Origin of the sequence: Streptomyces sp. ISL-98, from assembly GCF_018614055.1 — a bacterium.
GTDB classification, from domain to species: Bacteria; Actinomycetota; Actinomycetes; order Streptomycetales; family Streptomycetaceae; genus Streptomyces; species Streptomyces spiramyceticus.
In genome coordinates this window covers 215,014-230,160 of record NZ_JAGGPB010000034.1, presented here as the reverse complement: position 1 = coordinate 230,160, position 15,147 = coordinate 215,014, and the positions used below count along the sequence as shown (strand labels likewise).

The window sequence follows — 15,147 nt, the reverse complement described above, 5'->3', positions numbered from 1 at the left end:
ATCATTACCGTGGTCCGTCCACTCGCACTGCGCAGGAGGCCGACTTGAAGTGACGCGGAAGTGGTGATGTACGAGCGGATCACCCTCTCCTGACGCACCATGGTGGGCGGCATCGTCGACGAGAGGGGCCGCCAGTGCTTTTCGAGGTGTGGGCACCACAGGCCGACCGGGTCGCGCTCCGGCTGGGGGGCGAGACCCATGCAATGGAGCGCGATCCGGGCCGGGACGGGTGGTGGACCGCCGAGGCCGAGGCGGGCGACGGCGATCGCTACGGTTTCGTACTCGACGACGGCCATGTGCTGCCCGACCCGCGCTCGCGTCGCCAGCCAGAAGGACCCGACGGGCTCAGCGCGGTCGTGGACCACAACACCTTCGCGTGGACTGGTGGTTGGAGGGGGCGCCCGCTGCCGGGCGCGGTGCTGTACGAGCTGCACATCGGTACGTACACCCCGGAGGGCACCTTCGACGCCGCCGCCCGCCGGCTCGGCCATCTGGCGGAGCTGGGGGTCACCCACGTCGAGCTGATGCCGGTATGCCCGTTCCCCGGCACTCACGGGTGGGGGTACGAGGGCGTGTCGCTGTGGGCCGTGCACGAGCCGTACGGCGGGCCGGAAGGGCTGAAGCGCTTTGTCGACACCGCGCACGGTCTCGGCATCGGTGTCGTGCTCGACGTGGTGCACAACCACCTCGGCCCCTCCGGCAATTACCTGCCCCTCTTCGGCCCGTACTTCACCGACACCCACCACACCCCCTGGGGCTCGGCCGTCAACCTCGACGCCCCGGGATCCGACGAGGTCCGTACGTATCTGCTCGACAGCGCGCTCGCGTGGCTGCGCGACTACCGCATCGACGGACTGCGGCTCGACGCGGTCCACGCCCTCGCCGACACGCGTGCTCTGACCTTCCTCGAAGAGCTGTCCACGGCCGTGGACACGCTCGCGGCCGAGACCGGCAGGCCGCTGTTCCTGATCGCCGAGTCGGATCTGTGCGACCCGCGGACGACGACCCCGCGCGAGGCGGGCGGGCTGGGTCTGCACGCCCAGTGGAACGACGACTTCCACCACGCTCTGCACACCACCCTGACCGGCGAGTCCCAGGGCTATTACGCCGACTTCGCCCGCGCACCGATCGGCGCGCTCGCCAAGGCACTGACCCACGTCTTCTTCCACGACGGTACGTACTCGACCTTCCGGGGCCGCACCCACGGCCGCCCCGTGGACCGCACGAAGACCCCGGCGCACCGCTTCCTCTCCTACGCCCAGACCCACGACCAGGTCGGCAACAGGGCGCTCGGCGACCGGCTTTCGGCGTCCCTCTCCCCCGGGCTGCTCGCCTGCGCCGCCACCCTCGTCCTCACCGGCCCCTTCACGCCGATGCTGTTCATGGGCGAGGAGTGGGCGGCCCGCACGCCCTGGCAGTTCTTCACCGACCACACCGACCCGGAGCTCGCCGAGGCCGTACGGGCAGGCAGGCGGCGGGAGTTCGCCGCGCACGGATGGGCAGAGGATGACATCCCCGACCCGCAGGACCCGCGGACCAGGGAGCGCTCCTGCCTGGACTGGTCGGAGCCGGCGGTCGCGCCGCATGCACGGATCCTCGCCTGGTACCGCGAGTTGATCACCCTGCGCCGCAAGCGGCCCGACCTCGCCGACCCGGACCTGGCGGCGGTGAAGGTCGCGTACGACGAGGCGGCACGCTGGCTGGCGTACCGGCGCGGCGACGTCCGGGTCGCGGTGAACCTGTCGAAGGAGCCTGCCACGATCGGCCTCGGCCGCAATGGCCGCAGCGTCGTACTGGCGGCCTGGGAGCCGGTCACGCCGCCCGGCCCCGACGGACAGCTGCGCCTGCCGCCCGAGTCCTGCGTCGTACTGGGCCCCGCGAGCGTATGACCTCTTGCCTTGAGGTGTGCTCAAACTCCGGTGCTGGACAGCGTCCGCGACCGCCCCAAGTACCAGGGTTGGAGCGGGGCCTCAGCCGACGACGGCCAGCTCGCGCGCGGTGGTGTTGAGACGCCGGCCGCCGGCCTCCGTGACGGTCACGATGTCCTCGATACGTACGCCGAAGCGGCCGGGGAGGTAGATGCCGGGCTCGATGGAGAAGCACATGCCGGGTACGAGCGGCTGCCGCTCGCCCTCGACCATGTACGGCGGTTCGTGCGTGGTCACGCCGATTCCGTGTCCGGTGCGGTGAATGAAGCGCTCGCCGTACCCGGCCCCGGTGATGACCGCGCGCGCCACCCGGTCCACCTCCTGGCACGCGATCCCCGGCCGCACCGCCTCGAAGGCCGCCTGCTGCGCCTCCCGTACGACGTCATGGACGCGCTGCTCCTCGGCGGTCGGGGGGCCGACATGGACCGTCCGGGAGGTGTCGGAGCCGTAACCGTGCATGAGGCCGCCGAAGTCGAGTACGACCATGTCGCCCTCCTCGATGACGCGCAGGCCCGCCTCGTGGTGCGGGTTGGCGCCGTTCGGGCCGCTGCCGACGACCGTGAAGTCGACCTGCTCGTGCCCGAACTGGGTGAGCAGATGGGCGAGTTCGGCGGCGACCTCGGACTCGCGCCGCCCGGAGAAACGTACCTTGACGATCTCCTCGTACGTCGCGTCCGCCGCCGCGCCCGCCGCTTCGAGCCGGGCCAGTTCGGCCGCGTCCTTGACGGCCCGCAGCATGGGCAGGGCCTCGGTCAGCGATACGTACGAGGTGCCCGGCAGCGCTTTCTGGAGCCCGAGCAGATGCATCGCCCAGGTGTTGTCGCTGACCCCGAAGCGGCCGTCGGCGGCGAGGAGGGGCGCGGTGGCCTCGTACGGACTCTTGCCGTCGGTCCAGTCGCGAAGGGTGAGCGCGGGGGCTCCGACGGCCTGTTCGGCGTCGGGGGCTTCGAGGGTCGGCACGACCAGGACCGGTTCGTGTTCCTGTTTCGCGGACAGGACGAGGAGGGTCAGGCGCTCGGTGGCGACGGGCCGGTAGCCGGTGAGGTGGACGAGATCGGGCCCCGGTGCGACGAGTACGCCGTCGAGCCCGGCGTCGGCGGCCGACTGTGCGGCGCGGGCCATACGTTCGCGGTAGACGTCGGCGGTGAAGGGCGTGGGCGCATCGGATGTGACGGGCGCGGGAGGCATGGCTTCATCCTGCCGCGAGGGCGGGGCGCTCGCTAGCCGGTTGCGAGGGTGACGACGAGGTCGGCGGCGTCGCGCCCCTGCTCGACGAGGCGGGCGTTGGCCTCGTCCGATGCGTGGACGAAGCGCTCGGCGGTCGGGCGGGGCTTGCCGAACCGTTCGTGCCGGTCGATGAGGCGGCGTACGCGCTCGTCCTGGTCGAGGTCCACGAACCAGACCTCGTCGAGCAGGTCCCGGACAGCGGCCCAGGGCTCTTCGTCGAGGAGAAGGTAGTTGCCCTCGGTGATGACGAGCGGCGCGTCCAGCGGCCCGGGTACGGCGATGCTGCCGGCGACGGGCTCTTCGAGTGCGCGGTCGAAGGCGGGCGCGTAGACGATGCTTTCGGTCGTCCCGGGGGCGCGCAGCCGGGTGAGGAGGGCGACGTACCCGGCGGCGTCGAAGGTGTCGGGTGCGCCTTTGCGGTCCGTACGCCCGAGGCGGTCGAGCTCTGCTCCCGCGAGGTGGAAGCCGTCCATGGGGACGAGGACGGCCTGCCCGCCGAGGTGGTCGACGAGGTGCGCGGCGAGGGTGGACTTGCCGGCGCCGGGCGGGCCGGTGATGCCGAGGATGCGGCGGCGGCCGGGGGCGATGAGACGGCGGGCACGCGCGACGAGCCGGTGCGGTTGCATGGGCCCATTGTGCTGGCGGGTGCCTGCTCCCCACCCCGCCCCTTCCCGCTGTGAAATGTGCCGACGCCGCCGCTCGGTGGCTCCGCACCGCCTACGCGTCGCGCCCCCGCACAGCCGCAGCCAGCCCGTCCAGCACCAACCCGAGCCCCAACTCGAAGCCGCGGTCGTCGAGCCCGGCCAGCCCCGACCCCACACCGTCGGCCCCTTCGAGGGAATCCGCCAGCGACGGAAACGCCGGGCGGTACGCACCCGGCGCCCGCGTAAAGCCCGCCGCAAACGTCTCCAGCGCAGACCCGAGGACCAGATAGTCGATCGCCGCCGCAACCTCCGCCGCCTTGGCCGGCGTGCACCCGACCCGCAGCAGCGCGCCCATCAGCGTGTCGTACCCGCGCAGAGCCTTGTCCGCCTCCACCCGCCGCCGCGCCACCATCGCAATCATGTTCGGGTAGCGCATGTACACCTCGCGGTAGCCACGGGCGTACGCCGCGATCCCCTCACGCCACTGCGGATGCTCCAGCGGCCCGAGGTCGATCTCCTCATTGATCAGGTCCAACGCCGCGTCCAGCAGATCGTCCTTGGACGCAACGTGGTGATAGAGCGACGCTCCGCTCACGCCCAGACGCTGGGCCAGCGCCCGCATCGTCAGCGCCTGCGGGCCCAGTTCGTCGAGGAGTACGAGCGCCGCGCGCGCGATGTTCTCGCGGCTCAGCAGTGGCTGGCTCGGTCGGCCCATCGCGATGCTCCCCCTCTTTTCAGCCGCCAGATTACCCGGCGGAAGGGGGTTCACATCCGGCCAGGCGGCGCGTTATGGTCCCCGCACCCCATACCTAACAGCGTTAGATTTAGCTGCTCCCCCCGAGGTGACCCATGACAGAACCGCGCGCCGGCAGTCCCGCGCCACCCATCGACACCGACGCCGCCCGCCTGAGCGACCTGGGCTACCGGCAGGAGCTGCGCCGCAGCCTCGGCATCCTGGGGAACATCTCCATGGGCTTCGCCGTGGTCTCGCCCGTGGTGGCCCTGTACGCCGTGGCCATGGTCGGCACGACCATCGCGGGCCCGGCGTGGATCTGGGCACTGCCCCTGGTGCTGATCGGCCAGTGCCTGGTCGTGAACGTCTACTCCGAGCTCGCTTCCCAGTGGCCGCTCGCGGGCGGCCCGTACCAGTGGGGGCGGCGCCTCCTCGGCCCGACCTTCGGCTGGATGGGTGGCTGGGTCTGGCAGTTCGCCGTGATGTTCGGCAACACCACCGTGGCCTATCTGGCCGCCCCCTGGGTCTTCGCCCTCTTCGGGATCACGCCGACGCCCGGAGCGATGGTGGCGGTGGCCGTCTCCATCCTGCTCGGGTGCATGCTGATCAATGCGTACGGCATCAGGGTCCTGAGCCTGATCGTGTCCATGGGCATCGCAGCCGAGGCCGTCGCCTCGGTCCTGGTCGGCTTCGCCCTGCTGCTGTTCTTCCGGGAGCACGGCTTCGCCCTGTTCACGGACACCATGGGAGCCGAGGCGCTGTCCGGCGGTTCCACCGCCATGGCCTTCCTCGCCGCCGTCGCCGTGGCGGGCTGGGCCTTCATCGGCTTCGACGCCTGCGTCTCCACCTCCGAGGAGACCAAGGACGCGGGCCGCCAGGTGCCGCGCGCCATGTGGTGGGCGCTGCTCAGCGTCGGCGCGGTCGTGATCCTGAACGCGATGGCTGTCGCCCTCGCCCACCCCGCCCCCGACAAGGTCGTCCTGGGCGAGGACATCGACCCGGTGACCACGGCGGTGGTGCACTCCTTCGGCTCCTGGTCCGACAAGCCGTTCGTAGCCGTCGTTCTGCTCGGCTTCCTTGCCTGCGCCATGGCGTCCCAGGGCGGCGCGGCCCGCGGTCTCTACTCCCTGGCCCGGGACGGCGTCTTCCCCTTCTCCCGGCACGTACGGAAGGTCAACAAGCGACAGGCCCCGATCGGCGGCCTGGTCGCCTCCACCCTGGTCAGCGGTTCGGCCCTGCTCCTCGGTCTCGACGCAACCGCCATCGGCAGCCTGATCGCATTCGGCACGGCGGCGACCTTCCTGCCGTTCTTCCTGACCTCCCTGGCCGCACTGGTCGCGCGCCTGCGCGGCACGTGGGTTCCCGCAGGACACATCCGGCAGGGGAAGAAGGGCACGTGGCTCAATGTGCTGGCCGTGCTGTGGACCGGCTTCGAGGTGGTCAACGTGTGCTGGCCGCGCGCCATCCTCGCCCCTCCGGGCGCCCCCTGGTACCAGGTGTGGGCCGGTCTCATCGGCACAGCCGTGATCATCGTCGTCGGCCTGGTCTACCTGGTCGTCAAGCGCCCGCAGGACAAGATCCGCGACGACCGCCACGACCGTCCGGCCGGGACCGACAAGCCGGGCGCGGACGAGACCGCCGAGCTCGCCGCCGATCCCTCCTGACCGGCTTTCGCCCTCACCCTTCCGCGCACACATCAGCTTCTTCCCGGCAAGGAGATACGAGATGACTCTGCCCCGCATGCCGCACATGAGCAGAAGAGGGTTCAGCGCCGCCGCACTGACAGCCACAGCAGCCGCCGTGCTCGGCGGCGGCCGCGCCGCCGCCGCCCCGACCACAGCCACGACCGCGCCGACCGCCCCGACCGCCAAGGAGGCCACCACCGTGTTCCACGCCCCCGCCGAGTGGGAAGCGCACTCCGGCTGTGTCATGGCCTGGCCCTGGGACCCGGCCGTCGGCTGGGGCGGGCTCCTGAACGACGCCCAGGCCGAGATCGCCGGCATAGCCAAGGAGATCGCCCGCTTCGAGCCGGTCCTGATGGTCGCCGAGCCGGGCCACGCCGCGGAGGCACGCGCCCAGTGCGGCAGCACGGTCACCGTCATCGAGTACGCGATCAACGACTGCTGGACGCGGGACACCGGACCGGTCTTCGCCGTCAACGCGGCCAGGACACAGAAGACGGGGCTGGACTTCAAGTTCAACGGCTGGGGCGAGAAGTTCCCGTACGCCAAGGACGACTTGCTGCCGGTCGGCGTGTGCGACCACCTGGGCGTACAGCGCAAGCCCGTCGACATGGTCCTGGAGGGCGGGGCGGTCATCACCGACGGGCAGGGCACGCTCATCACCACCGAGGAGTGTCTGCTCAACCCCAACCGCAACCCCACCATGACCCGCGCCCAGATCGAGGCCGCGCTGCTGGCGGCGTACGGAGCGAGCAAGGTCGTCTGGCTGCCGTACGGCCTCAACAACGACGACATCACCAACGGCCACGTCGACCTCGTCGCCGCCTATCTGGGCCCGGCGAAGGTCCTCCTCCACACCCAGCCCGACACCACGAGCCCCAACCACGCGCGCATGGCGGCCAACAAGGCGGTACTGCAGAACGCCACGGACGCCCGAGGCCGGAGCCTGGACATCGTGGAGCTCCACCACCAGCCCCACTTCCGGCACAACGGCCTGACGGTGGAGACGTTCAGCTACACCAACTACTACGAGACCAGCGGCAGCGTCGTCGTACCCCTGTCCGGCGAGTCGGCGACGGACTCCCTCGCCCTCGCCCAGTTCCGTACGCTCTTCCCCACCCGCGAGGTCGTGGGCGCCCTGGCACGCACGCTCGCGTGGGGTGGCGGCGGCGTCCACTGCGTCACCCAGCACATCCCCCAGACGCAGTAGAGCCGGGGCGTCGTGGACGCGGACGACGCAGACGGCGCGGAAGAGGCAGACGGCGCGGTGTCGCGGTATAACGTCGGCCTCCCCTCACCGGAAGAAGCCCATGCCGCACATCGCCCTGGTCACCCTCGTCGTCCGCGACTACGACGAAGCCATCGCCTTCTACACCGACGCCCTCGGCTTCGAACTGGTCGAGGACACCGACCGCGGCGACGCCTCCCGCTGGGTGGTCGTCCGGCCGCGCGGCTCCGCACCGGGTACGGGCCTCCTCCTGGCCCGCGCCAAGGACGTCACGCAGCTCGCGAGCGTGGGCGCGCAGACCGGCGGCCGGGTCGGTTTCTTCCTGCATACGGAGGACTTCGCGGGCGATCACGCTCGCATGACGGCGGCCGGCGTCCGGTTCATGGAGGAGCCGCGCCACGAACCGTACGGCTCGGTCGCCGTCTTCGAGGATCTCTACGGCAACCGCTGGGACCTGCTCCAGCCCGCGGAGGCGCACCGGTGATGCCGGACATCCGGCGGCACTGGGTATCACCGAGGTGATCGACCCGAACGACGTCGGGTAGCCGAGCAGCCATCGGAGTCGCTTTCATGCATGACGACCGAAGCATCGTGGAACACCGCCTGCGGCGCGTACTGAGGGAACGCATCCAGCCCGCCGTCCGCTCCAGCCCCGTGCCGCTGACCATCGAGAGGTGGGACGCCCCGGGCGAGCCGGTGCCGGTCGCGGACGGTCTGTCCGCCGTGTACGAGCCGGCCGCGGCGGGGCAGACGTGGGGCCCGGCGTGGGGCACCACCTGGTTCAGGGTCACGGGCCGGGTGCCTCAGGAGTGGCGGGGCCGCACCGTCGAGGCCGTCGTCGACCTCGGCTTCGACCGGCAGATGCCGGGCTTCCAGTGCGAGGGGCTGGTCTACCGCCCCGACGGGGAAGCGGTGAAGGCGCTCAACCCGTTCAACGACTGGGTGCGGATCGGCGACCCGGCGGCCGGTGGCGAGGACGTGCTGCTGTACGTCGAGGCGTCGTCGAATCCGGTCCTGGTCGAGCACAAGCCGACGTACGAGGGCGACAGGCTCACCTCCGGCAGCGAGCCGCTGTACCGCATCGGCCGGATCGATCTGGTGGTCTTCGAGGCGCAGGTGTGGGAGCTGGTCCAGGACCTGGAGGTGCTGGGCTCGCTGATGACGGAGCTCGCGGAGGGCGACGCGCGCCGCTGGGACATCCTGCGCGCCGTCGAACGCGCCCTGGACGCGGTCGACTTGACGGACATCGCGGGGACGGCCACGCGCGCCCGGGCCGAACTGGCCGGGGTCCTGGCCTCCCCCGCGAACGCGTCCGCGCACCGCATCAGCGCGGTCGGCCACGCGCACATCGACTCGGCGTGGCTGTGGCCGCTGCGCGAGACGGTCCGCAAGGTGGCCCGCACCTGTTCCAACGTCGTCGCGCTGATGGACGACCACCCGGAGTTCGTCTTCGCGATGTCGCAGGCGCAGCAGCTCGCCTGGATCAAGGAACACCGTCCGGAGGTCTTCGCGAAGGTCAAGAAGAAGATCGCGGACGGGCAGTTCGTGCCGGTCGGCGGGATGTGGGTGGAGTCCGACACGAACATGGTGGGCGGGGAGGCGATGGCCCGCCAGTTCCTGTACGGCAAGAAATTCTTCATGGACGAGTTCGGGATCGAGACGAACGAGGTCTGGCTGCCCGACTCCTTCGGCTACACGGCGGCGATGCCGCAGTTGGTGAAGCTGTCGGGGTCGAAGTGGTTCCTGACGCAGAAGATCTCATGGAGCCAGGTCAACAAGTTCCCGCACCACACCTTCTGGTGGGAGGGCATCGACGGCACGCGCGTCTTCACACACTTCCCGCCGGTCGATACGTACAACTCCGATCTGGGCGGCGCCCAGATGGCGCACGCGGCCCGCAACTACCGTGAAAAGGGCCGCGCTTCGCGCTCCCTGGCCCCCTTCGGCTGGGGCGACGGCGGTGGCGGCCCCACCCGGGAGATGCTGGCGCGGGCGCGGCGGCTGCGGAACCTGGAGGGCTCGCCGAAGGTGACGGTGGAGAAGCCCTCCGCCTTCTTCGCCAAGGCGCAGGCGGAGTATCCGGACGCGCCGGTGTGGGCGGGCGAGCTGTATCTGGAGCTGCACCGCGGTACGTACACCTCGCAGGCGAAGACCAAACAGGGCAACCGGCACAGCGAGTCGCTGCTGCGGGAGGCGGAGCTGTGGTCGGCGACGGCGGCCGTGCGCGTCCCCGGCTACGCGTACCCGTACGACGACCTGGAGCGCATCTGGAAGACGGTCCTGCTGCACCAGTTCCACGACATCCTGCCGGGATCGTCGATCGCGTGGGTGCACCGGGAGGCGCGGGAGACGTACGCGCGGGTACGGGCGGAGCTGGAGGCGATCACGGTAGCGGCGCAGACGGCGCTGGCGGGCGAGGGCTCCCTGGATCTGGTCTTCAACGCATCGCCGCACGAGCGCCGTTCGGTCCCGGCGGGCGGCGCGGCGGTGGCCGGGCCCCGTACGACGCCTCCGGTCACGGTGGCACCCCGCTCGGGCGGCTACGAGCTCGCCAACGGCCTGCTCCGCGTCACGGTCGACGCGCGCGGCCTGGTGGTCTCGGCGTACGACATCGGGGCGCAGAGGGAGGCGGTCGCGCCGGGCCGAGCGGCGAACCTCCTCCAGATCCACCCGGACTTCCCGAACATGTGGGACGCGTGGGACGTCGACGAGTTCTACCGCCACAATGTGACGGACCTCGTGGAGCTCGACGCGCTGGAACTCGTCGAATCGACGGAGGACCGTGCGGTCATCGCCGTCTCCCGCTCCTTCTCCGGCTCGACGGTCGTGCAGCGCCTGACCCTGCGCTCCGGCGCGAAAGTCCTGGACATCGAGACGGACGTGGACTGGCACGAGACGGAGAAATTCCTGAAGGCCGCCTTCCCGCTCGACGTGAAGGCCGACCGGTCGGCCGCCGAGACGCAGTTCGGGCATGTCTTCCGTGCCACCCACACCAATACGTCGTGGGACGCCGCCAAGTTCGAGATCTGCGCGCACCGCTGGATCCACGTCGAGGAGCCGGGCTGGGGCGCTGCGGTCGTCAACGACTCGACGTACGGCCACGACGTGACCCGCACCGTCCGCGAGGACGGCGGCCAGACCACAACGGTCCGCCTCTCCCTCCTGCGCGCCCCGCGCTACCCGGACCCGGCCACCGACCAGGGCGCCCACCGCCTGCGCTTCGCACTGGCACCGGGCGCGACGGTCATGGACGCGGTCCGCGAGGGCCACTGGATCAACCTCCCGGAGCGCACGCTCCCGCGAGGCGCAGGACCGGTCGCCCCACTCCTCACGGTCGACAACGACCGCGTCGTCGTCGAGGCGGTGAAGCTGGCCGAGGACCGAAGCGGTGATGTGATCGTGCGCCTCTACGAGGCGGGCGGCGGCCGCGCCACGGCGAAGCTGGCGACGGCCTTCCCGGTCGATTCCCTCACCGAAACGGACCTGCTGGAGCGCCCGTTGCCGGAGACGGCGGCGTACGAACCGGCCCCGGACGGCACGCTGCGACTGACCCTGCGCCCGTTCCAGATCCTGACCCTGCGCCTGACGCCGGGCTCCTAGGAGGGGGCCGGTCGGTCTCCACGGCGTCGCGGAGACCGACCGGACACCCACTAGGAGTACGCCGCTACGGCCCGGGGCCGGCACCGCAATCCGCTGTGCACGCCCATCCCCGGCCCGTAGCATCCGCCCACATGCCCAACGAATTCCACCGCCGTGCCGTATTGGCCGACACCCACAACGACCTGCTCATAGCGGTCACCGCCCGCCCGCCCCGCCGCTGGGCGGCCTTCTTCCGCGAGCAGTGGCTGCCGCAACTCCGCGAAGGCGGCGTGAACCTCCAGGTGCTGCCGGTCTTCATCGACGACCGGTTCCGCCCCGAGGGCGCGCTGCGCGAAACCCTGCGCATGATCGAGTGTGCGCACACGCTGGCCGAGGGCAACGCGGACGAGGTACGGCTGTGCCTGGACGGCGACGACATCGACGCGGCGCTCGCCGAGGGCCGGATCGCCCTGGTCCTGGCCCTGGAGAGCGCCCCGGGCGTGGACGCGAACATCGAACTCTTCCCCACCCTCCACCGCCTGGGCGTACGTATCGCCTCCATAGCCCACTGGGGCCGTACGCCGCTGGCCGACGGCAGCGGCGAGGACGCCACCGGAAGCCGCCTCACGGAGGCGGGCGTGGAGGCGCTGGCCGAGATGGAGCGCCTCGGCATCCTCTTCGACGTGTCGCACCTGAGCGCCTCTGGCGTGGCCCACATCCTGGAACTGGCCACCCGCCCGGTCATGGCCACCCATTCCTCGTCCCGCGCCCTGCGCGACCACCACCGCAACCTCACCGACGCCCAGATCCGCGGCATCGCCGCAACGGGCGGCACGGTGTGCGTGAACTTCCTCCCGGAGTTCCTGGCCGACGCCCCGGCCGCATGCACGCTGGACCGCCTGACCGACCACATCGTGCACATCACCGAGATCGCCGGCGCCGACCACGTGGGCCTGGGCCCGGACTTCATCCAGGAAGTCATCGGCGACACCACCCCGCCCTGCTGCGAGACCGATTACGGCTTCCCGTGGTCGCTGCCGGGCATCGAGGGGCCGCGCGGTCTGCCTCTGGTCACGGAGGCACTGCTGAACCGGGGCCTGCCCGAGGAAATCGTCCGTAAGATCCTCGGCGGCAATGTCCTCGACCTGTTCCGCAAGGAGCTGGGCCGCCCGAACTACAGCTGAGCCTCGTCGAGAGCGCCCGTCAAGCGACCCAGGAGCCCTTGAAGGCCGAGGATCTCCTCGATCGAAAGGCCGGTCGCGGCAAGAATCCTGCGCGGCACGGGCAGCGCCCGCTCACGCATCTCGGCGCCCGCCTGCGTCAGCTGGACAGTTACGGAGCGTTCGTCCGCGGCGCTGCGCTCGCGTCGCACCAGGCCGGCGGTCTCCAGCCGCTTGAGCAGCGGAGAGAGCGTGCCGGAGTCGAGGCGCAGCTGCTCACCGATCGCCTTGACGGGCTGCGGGCCGTGCTCCCAGAGAACCAGCATGGCCAAGTACTGGGGATACGTGAGGCCGAGGTCCTTGAGCGCGTCACGGTAGACGCCACCGAAGGCGCGCGAGGCGGCGTGCAGTGAGAAGCAGACCTGGTGATCGAGGCGGAGCAGCTCCGCATCGGACACCGCGGGGAGGACCGGGTCGGTGGTCGGCGGAGGCGTCATGGATCCAGAGTAACCCCTCGCGCATCATTGGGTTGTGCACAACTTAATGATGTGCAATTCTTATGTCTCCGGCAGACGAACCGAGGGAGACCCCATGAACGCGCTGTACACCGCTGTCGCCACCGCCAACGGCCGCGAGGGCCGCACCGTGAGCTCCGACGGTCAGATCGACCTCGCCCTCGCCCTGCCCCCGGCCCTCGGCGGCAACGGCCAGGGCACCAACCCCGAGCAGCTCTTCGCCGCCGGGTACGCCGCTTGCTTCGCCAGCGCGATGGGGGCGGTCGCCCGCGAGATGAAGGTCGACACCAAGGACGTCTCGGTGACCGCCGAGGTCTCCATCGGCAAGGACGACACGGGCTTCGGGCTCGCGGTCGTGATGCGCGTGGAGCTGCCGGACGCCCTGGCGGGCGAGACCGGCCGCCGACTGGTCGAGGCGACCCACGCCTACTGCCCGTACTCCAAGGCCACCAGCGGCAACATCGAGGTCGAACTCGTCATCGAGTAACGCGCCGACAATGCCTGCAACGCGTGAAGGGTGCCCCGTCCGGGGCACCCTTCACGCGTTCACAACGCAGCGGCGTGGGCATTACGCCCTGCCGAGCGGAATCTCGGTCTTCAGCCCTCGTCCGGGGTCAGCCGCAGCGAGATCGAGTTGATGCAGTACCGCTGGTCCGTCGGGGTCGGGTAGCCCTCGCCCTCGAATACGTGGCCCAGGTGCGAGCCGCACTTTGCGCAGCGGACCTCTGTGCGGGTCATGCCGTGGGAGCTGTCCGCGATCAGTTCGACCGCGTCCGTGTCCTTCGGGTCGTAGAAGGACGGCCAGCCGCAGTGGGACTCGAACTTCGTGTCCGAGCGGAAGAGTTCCGCGCCGCATGCCCGGCAGGAGTAGACGCCGGTCGTCTTCGTGTCCGTGTACTCACCTACGAAGGCGGGCTCCGTGCCGGCCTGGCGCAGGACCGCGTACTCGGCGGGGGTCAGTTCCACGCGCCACTGCTCGTCGGACTTCTCGACGTCGTACGACATGGTGCGCTCCCTCAGTTCGACAGGCGGGCCAGGATGGCCGGGCCGAGGTCCGTGACGTCACCCGCGCCCATCGTGAGAACGAGATCGCCCGGCTTCGCCATTCCCGCGATCACGTCGGGGACCGTCGCCTTGTCGGACACGGCGGTCACGTCGGCGCCTGCCGCGCGGGCCGCGTCGATGATGAGGGTGCTCGTGATGCCGGGGATCGGGTCTTCGCGGGCCGGGTAGATGTCGAGGACCACCGAGGCGTCCGCGAGCGCCAGGGCCTGGCCCATCTCGGTGCCCAGTTCCTGGGTGCGGGAGAAGAGGTGGGGCTGGAAGACGACCAGGAGGCGACCGGAGGGGGCGTCGGCAGCCGCCGTCGCGCCGCGCATGGCTTCCAGGTCTGCGGTCATCTCGGTCGGGTGGTGGGCGTACGAGTCGATGACCTGCACGCCGTTCGCCTCGCCCTTGAGCTGGAGGCGGCGCTTGACGCCGGTGTACTTGCCGAGGGCGGAGGCCAGATTGTGCGCCGGGATGCCCAGGGCTGTGCCTGCGGCCAGGGCGGCCACCGCGTTGTGGGCGTAGTGGCTGCCGGGGACGGAGACCGTGAAGGTGAGGTAGCGGCCGTCGAGGACGACCGTGACCTCGCTGGTGAGGCCGCGAGGGGTGACCTTGTGGACGCGTACGTCGGCCGACGGGGACGCGCCGTACGTGACGATCTTCAGGGTGGAGAGGTCGCGGAGGCGGGAGGTGAGTTCCACCGCGCCCGCCTGGTCCGCCGAGATGACCAGCGTGCCGCCGGGGACGACCTTGCCGACGAAGGTCTCGAAGGAGTCGTAGATCTCGTCCATCGAGGCGTAGTTGGCGTGGTGGTCCAGCTCGACGTTGAGGACGATCGCGACCTCGGGGTCGTACTTCTGGAAGCTGCGGTCGCTCTCGTCCGCCTCGGCGACGAAGATGTCGCCGGAGCCGTGGCGGGCGTTCGTGCCCGGGCCTTCGAGGTCGCCGCCGATCGCGTACGACGGGTCGAGGGCGAGCTCGGTCAGGGCCACGGCCAGCATTGATGTCGTGGTCGTCTTGCCGTGCGTGCCCGCGACGGCGATGGCGCGCAGGCCCTCCATCAGCGAGGCCAGCGCGTCGGAGCGGTGGACGACGGGGATGTCCAGCTCGGCGGCGCGGACCAGCTCCGGGTTGTCCGGGCGGATGGCGCTGGACACCACGACGCAGGTCGCGTCGGTGGCCAGGTGCTCGGCCGCGTGGCCGATGTGGACCGTGGCGCCCAGCGCGCGCAGCGCGTCGGCGGTGCCGGACTCGCGTGCGTCGCTGCCCGCGACCCGTGCGCCGCGCTGGGCCAGGATCTTCGCGATGCCCGACATTCCGGCTCCGCCGATGCCGATGAAGTGCGGTCGGTCCATGGCGGTGGGAAGGCCGGGTGCCATACGTGATTCTCCCAAGGTGTGACGG

General features: G+C 70.7%; 13 protein-coding genes. 7 read left to right on the top strand and 6 right to left on the bottom strand.

Annotation, left to right across the window (positions count from 1 at the left end; translation table 11 throughout):
* Positions 1 to 134: 134 nt before the first annotated feature.
* Positions 135 to 1,889, top strand: coding sequence for a malto-oligosyltrehalose trehalohydrolase (gene treZ, locus J7I98_RS23150; RefSeq protein ID WP_214924491.1), 1,755 nt, complete (start codon positions 135 to 137; stop codon positions 1,887 to 1,889).
* A gap of 81 nt (positions 1,890 to 1,970) precedes the next feature.
* Here the strand turns inward: treZ and J7I98_RS23145 are convergent, their stop codons facing one another.
* The 3 genes from J7I98_RS23145 to J7I98_RS23135 form a co-directional block, all read right to left on the bottom strand.
* Positions 1,971 to 3,116 carry an aminopeptidase P family protein gene (locus J7I98_RS23145; protein WP_214924486.1) on the bottom strand — a complete coding sequence of 382 codons (1,146 nt, stop codon included), beginning with the start codon at positions 3,114 to 3,116 and terminating at the stop codon, positions 1,971 to 1,973.
* A 32-nt stretch (positions 3,117 to 3,148) separates the two neighbouring features.
* A complete protein-coding gene (locus tag J7I98_RS23140) occupies positions 3,149 to 3,781 on the bottom strand; it encodes a nucleoside/nucleotide kinase family protein (protein ID WP_214924484.1) in 633 nt (210 codons plus the stop codon).
* Positions 3,782 to 3,872: 91 nt separating this feature from the next.
* Positions 3,873 to 4,514 carry a TetR/AcrR family transcriptional regulator gene (locus tag J7I98_RS23135; protein WP_214924482.1) on the bottom strand — a complete coding sequence of 214 codons (642 nt, stop codon included), beginning with the start codon at positions 4,512 to 4,514 and terminating at the stop codon, positions 3,873 to 3,875.
* Positions 4,515 to 4,648: 134 nt separating this feature from the next.
* Between J7I98_RS23135 and J7I98_RS23130 the strand changes: the two genes are divergently transcribed.
* The 5 genes from J7I98_RS23130 to J7I98_RS23110 all read left to right on the top strand — a co-directional run bounded on the left by J7I98_RS23130 (position 4,649) and on the right by J7I98_RS23110 (position 12,205).
* Positions 4,649 to 6,196 (top strand): APC family permease, encoded by a 1,548-nt coding sequence (locus J7I98_RS23130; RefSeq protein WP_214924477.1) that lies wholly within the window; start codon positions 4,649 to 4,651, stop codon positions 6,194 to 6,196.
* Between the two features lie 61 nt (positions 6,197 to 6,257).
* Positions 6,258 to 7,424 (top strand): agmatine deiminase family protein, encoded by a 1,167-nt coding sequence (locus J7I98_RS23125; RefSeq protein ID WP_251021034.1) that lies wholly within the window; start codon positions 6,258 to 6,260, stop codon positions 7,422 to 7,424.
* Positions 7,425 to 7,524: 100 nt separating this feature from the next.
* Positions 7,525 to 7,926, top strand: coding sequence for a VOC family protein (locus J7I98_RS23120; RefSeq protein ID WP_214924475.1), 402 nt, complete (start codon positions 7,525 to 7,527; stop codon positions 7,924 to 7,926).
* 86 nt (positions 7,927 to 8,012) lie between these two features.
* A complete protein-coding gene (locus J7I98_RS23115; RefSeq protein ID WP_214924473.1) occupies positions 8,013 to 11,042 on the top strand; it encodes a glycoside hydrolase family 38 C-terminal domain-containing protein in 3,030 nt (1,009 codons plus the stop codon).
* A 131-nt stretch (positions 11,043 to 11,173) separates the two neighbouring features.
* The gene (locus tag J7I98_RS23110; RefSeq protein WP_214924471.1) at positions 11,174 to 12,205 is read left to right on the top strand and encodes a dipeptidase; all 1,032 of its coding nucleotides are present in this window, start codon (positions 11,174 to 11,176) and stop codon (positions 12,203 to 12,205) included.
* On the opposite strand, the gene J7I98_RS23105 is transcribed toward J7I98_RS23110, so the two are convergent.
* On the bottom strand, positions 12,196 to 12,678 hold the full coding sequence (locus tag J7I98_RS23105; RefSeq protein WP_214924469.1) for a MarR family winged helix-turn-helix transcriptional regulator: 483 nt from the start codon (positions 12,676 to 12,678) through the stop codon (positions 12,196 to 12,198). The two genes, J7I98_RS23110 and J7I98_RS23105, sit on opposite strands and share 10 nt — an antisense overlap.
* 94 nt (positions 12,679 to 12,772) lie before the next feature.
* Between J7I98_RS23105 and J7I98_RS23100 the strand changes: the two genes are divergently transcribed.
* Positions 12,773 to 13,183 carry an organic hydroperoxide resistance protein gene (locus J7I98_RS23100; RefSeq protein ID WP_214924466.1) on the top strand — a complete coding sequence of 137 codons (411 nt, stop codon included), beginning with the start codon at positions 12,773 to 12,775 and terminating at the stop codon, positions 13,181 to 13,183.
* Between the two features lie 110 nt (positions 13,184 to 13,293).
* Here J7I98_RS23100 and msrB read toward each other — a convergent pair whose 3' ends face one another.
* Both msrB and murC read right to left on the bottom strand, forming a co-directional pair.
* Positions 13,294 to 13,701: a peptide-methionine (R)-S-oxide reductase MsrB gene (msrB, locus tag J7I98_RS23095; protein WP_214924463.1), complete on the bottom strand. Its 408-nt coding sequence runs from the start codon at positions 13,699 to 13,701 to the stop codon at positions 13,294 to 13,296.
* An 11-nt stretch (positions 13,702 to 13,712) separates the two neighbouring features.
* Positions 13,713 to 15,122, bottom strand: a complete 1,410-nt coding sequence (gene murC / locus J7I98_RS23090) for a UDP-N-acetylmuramate--L-alanine ligase (protein ID WP_214924460.1) — start codon at positions 15,120 to 15,122, stop codon at positions 13,713 to 13,715.
* Between the last annotated feature and the right edge of the window lie 25 nt (positions 15,123 to 15,147).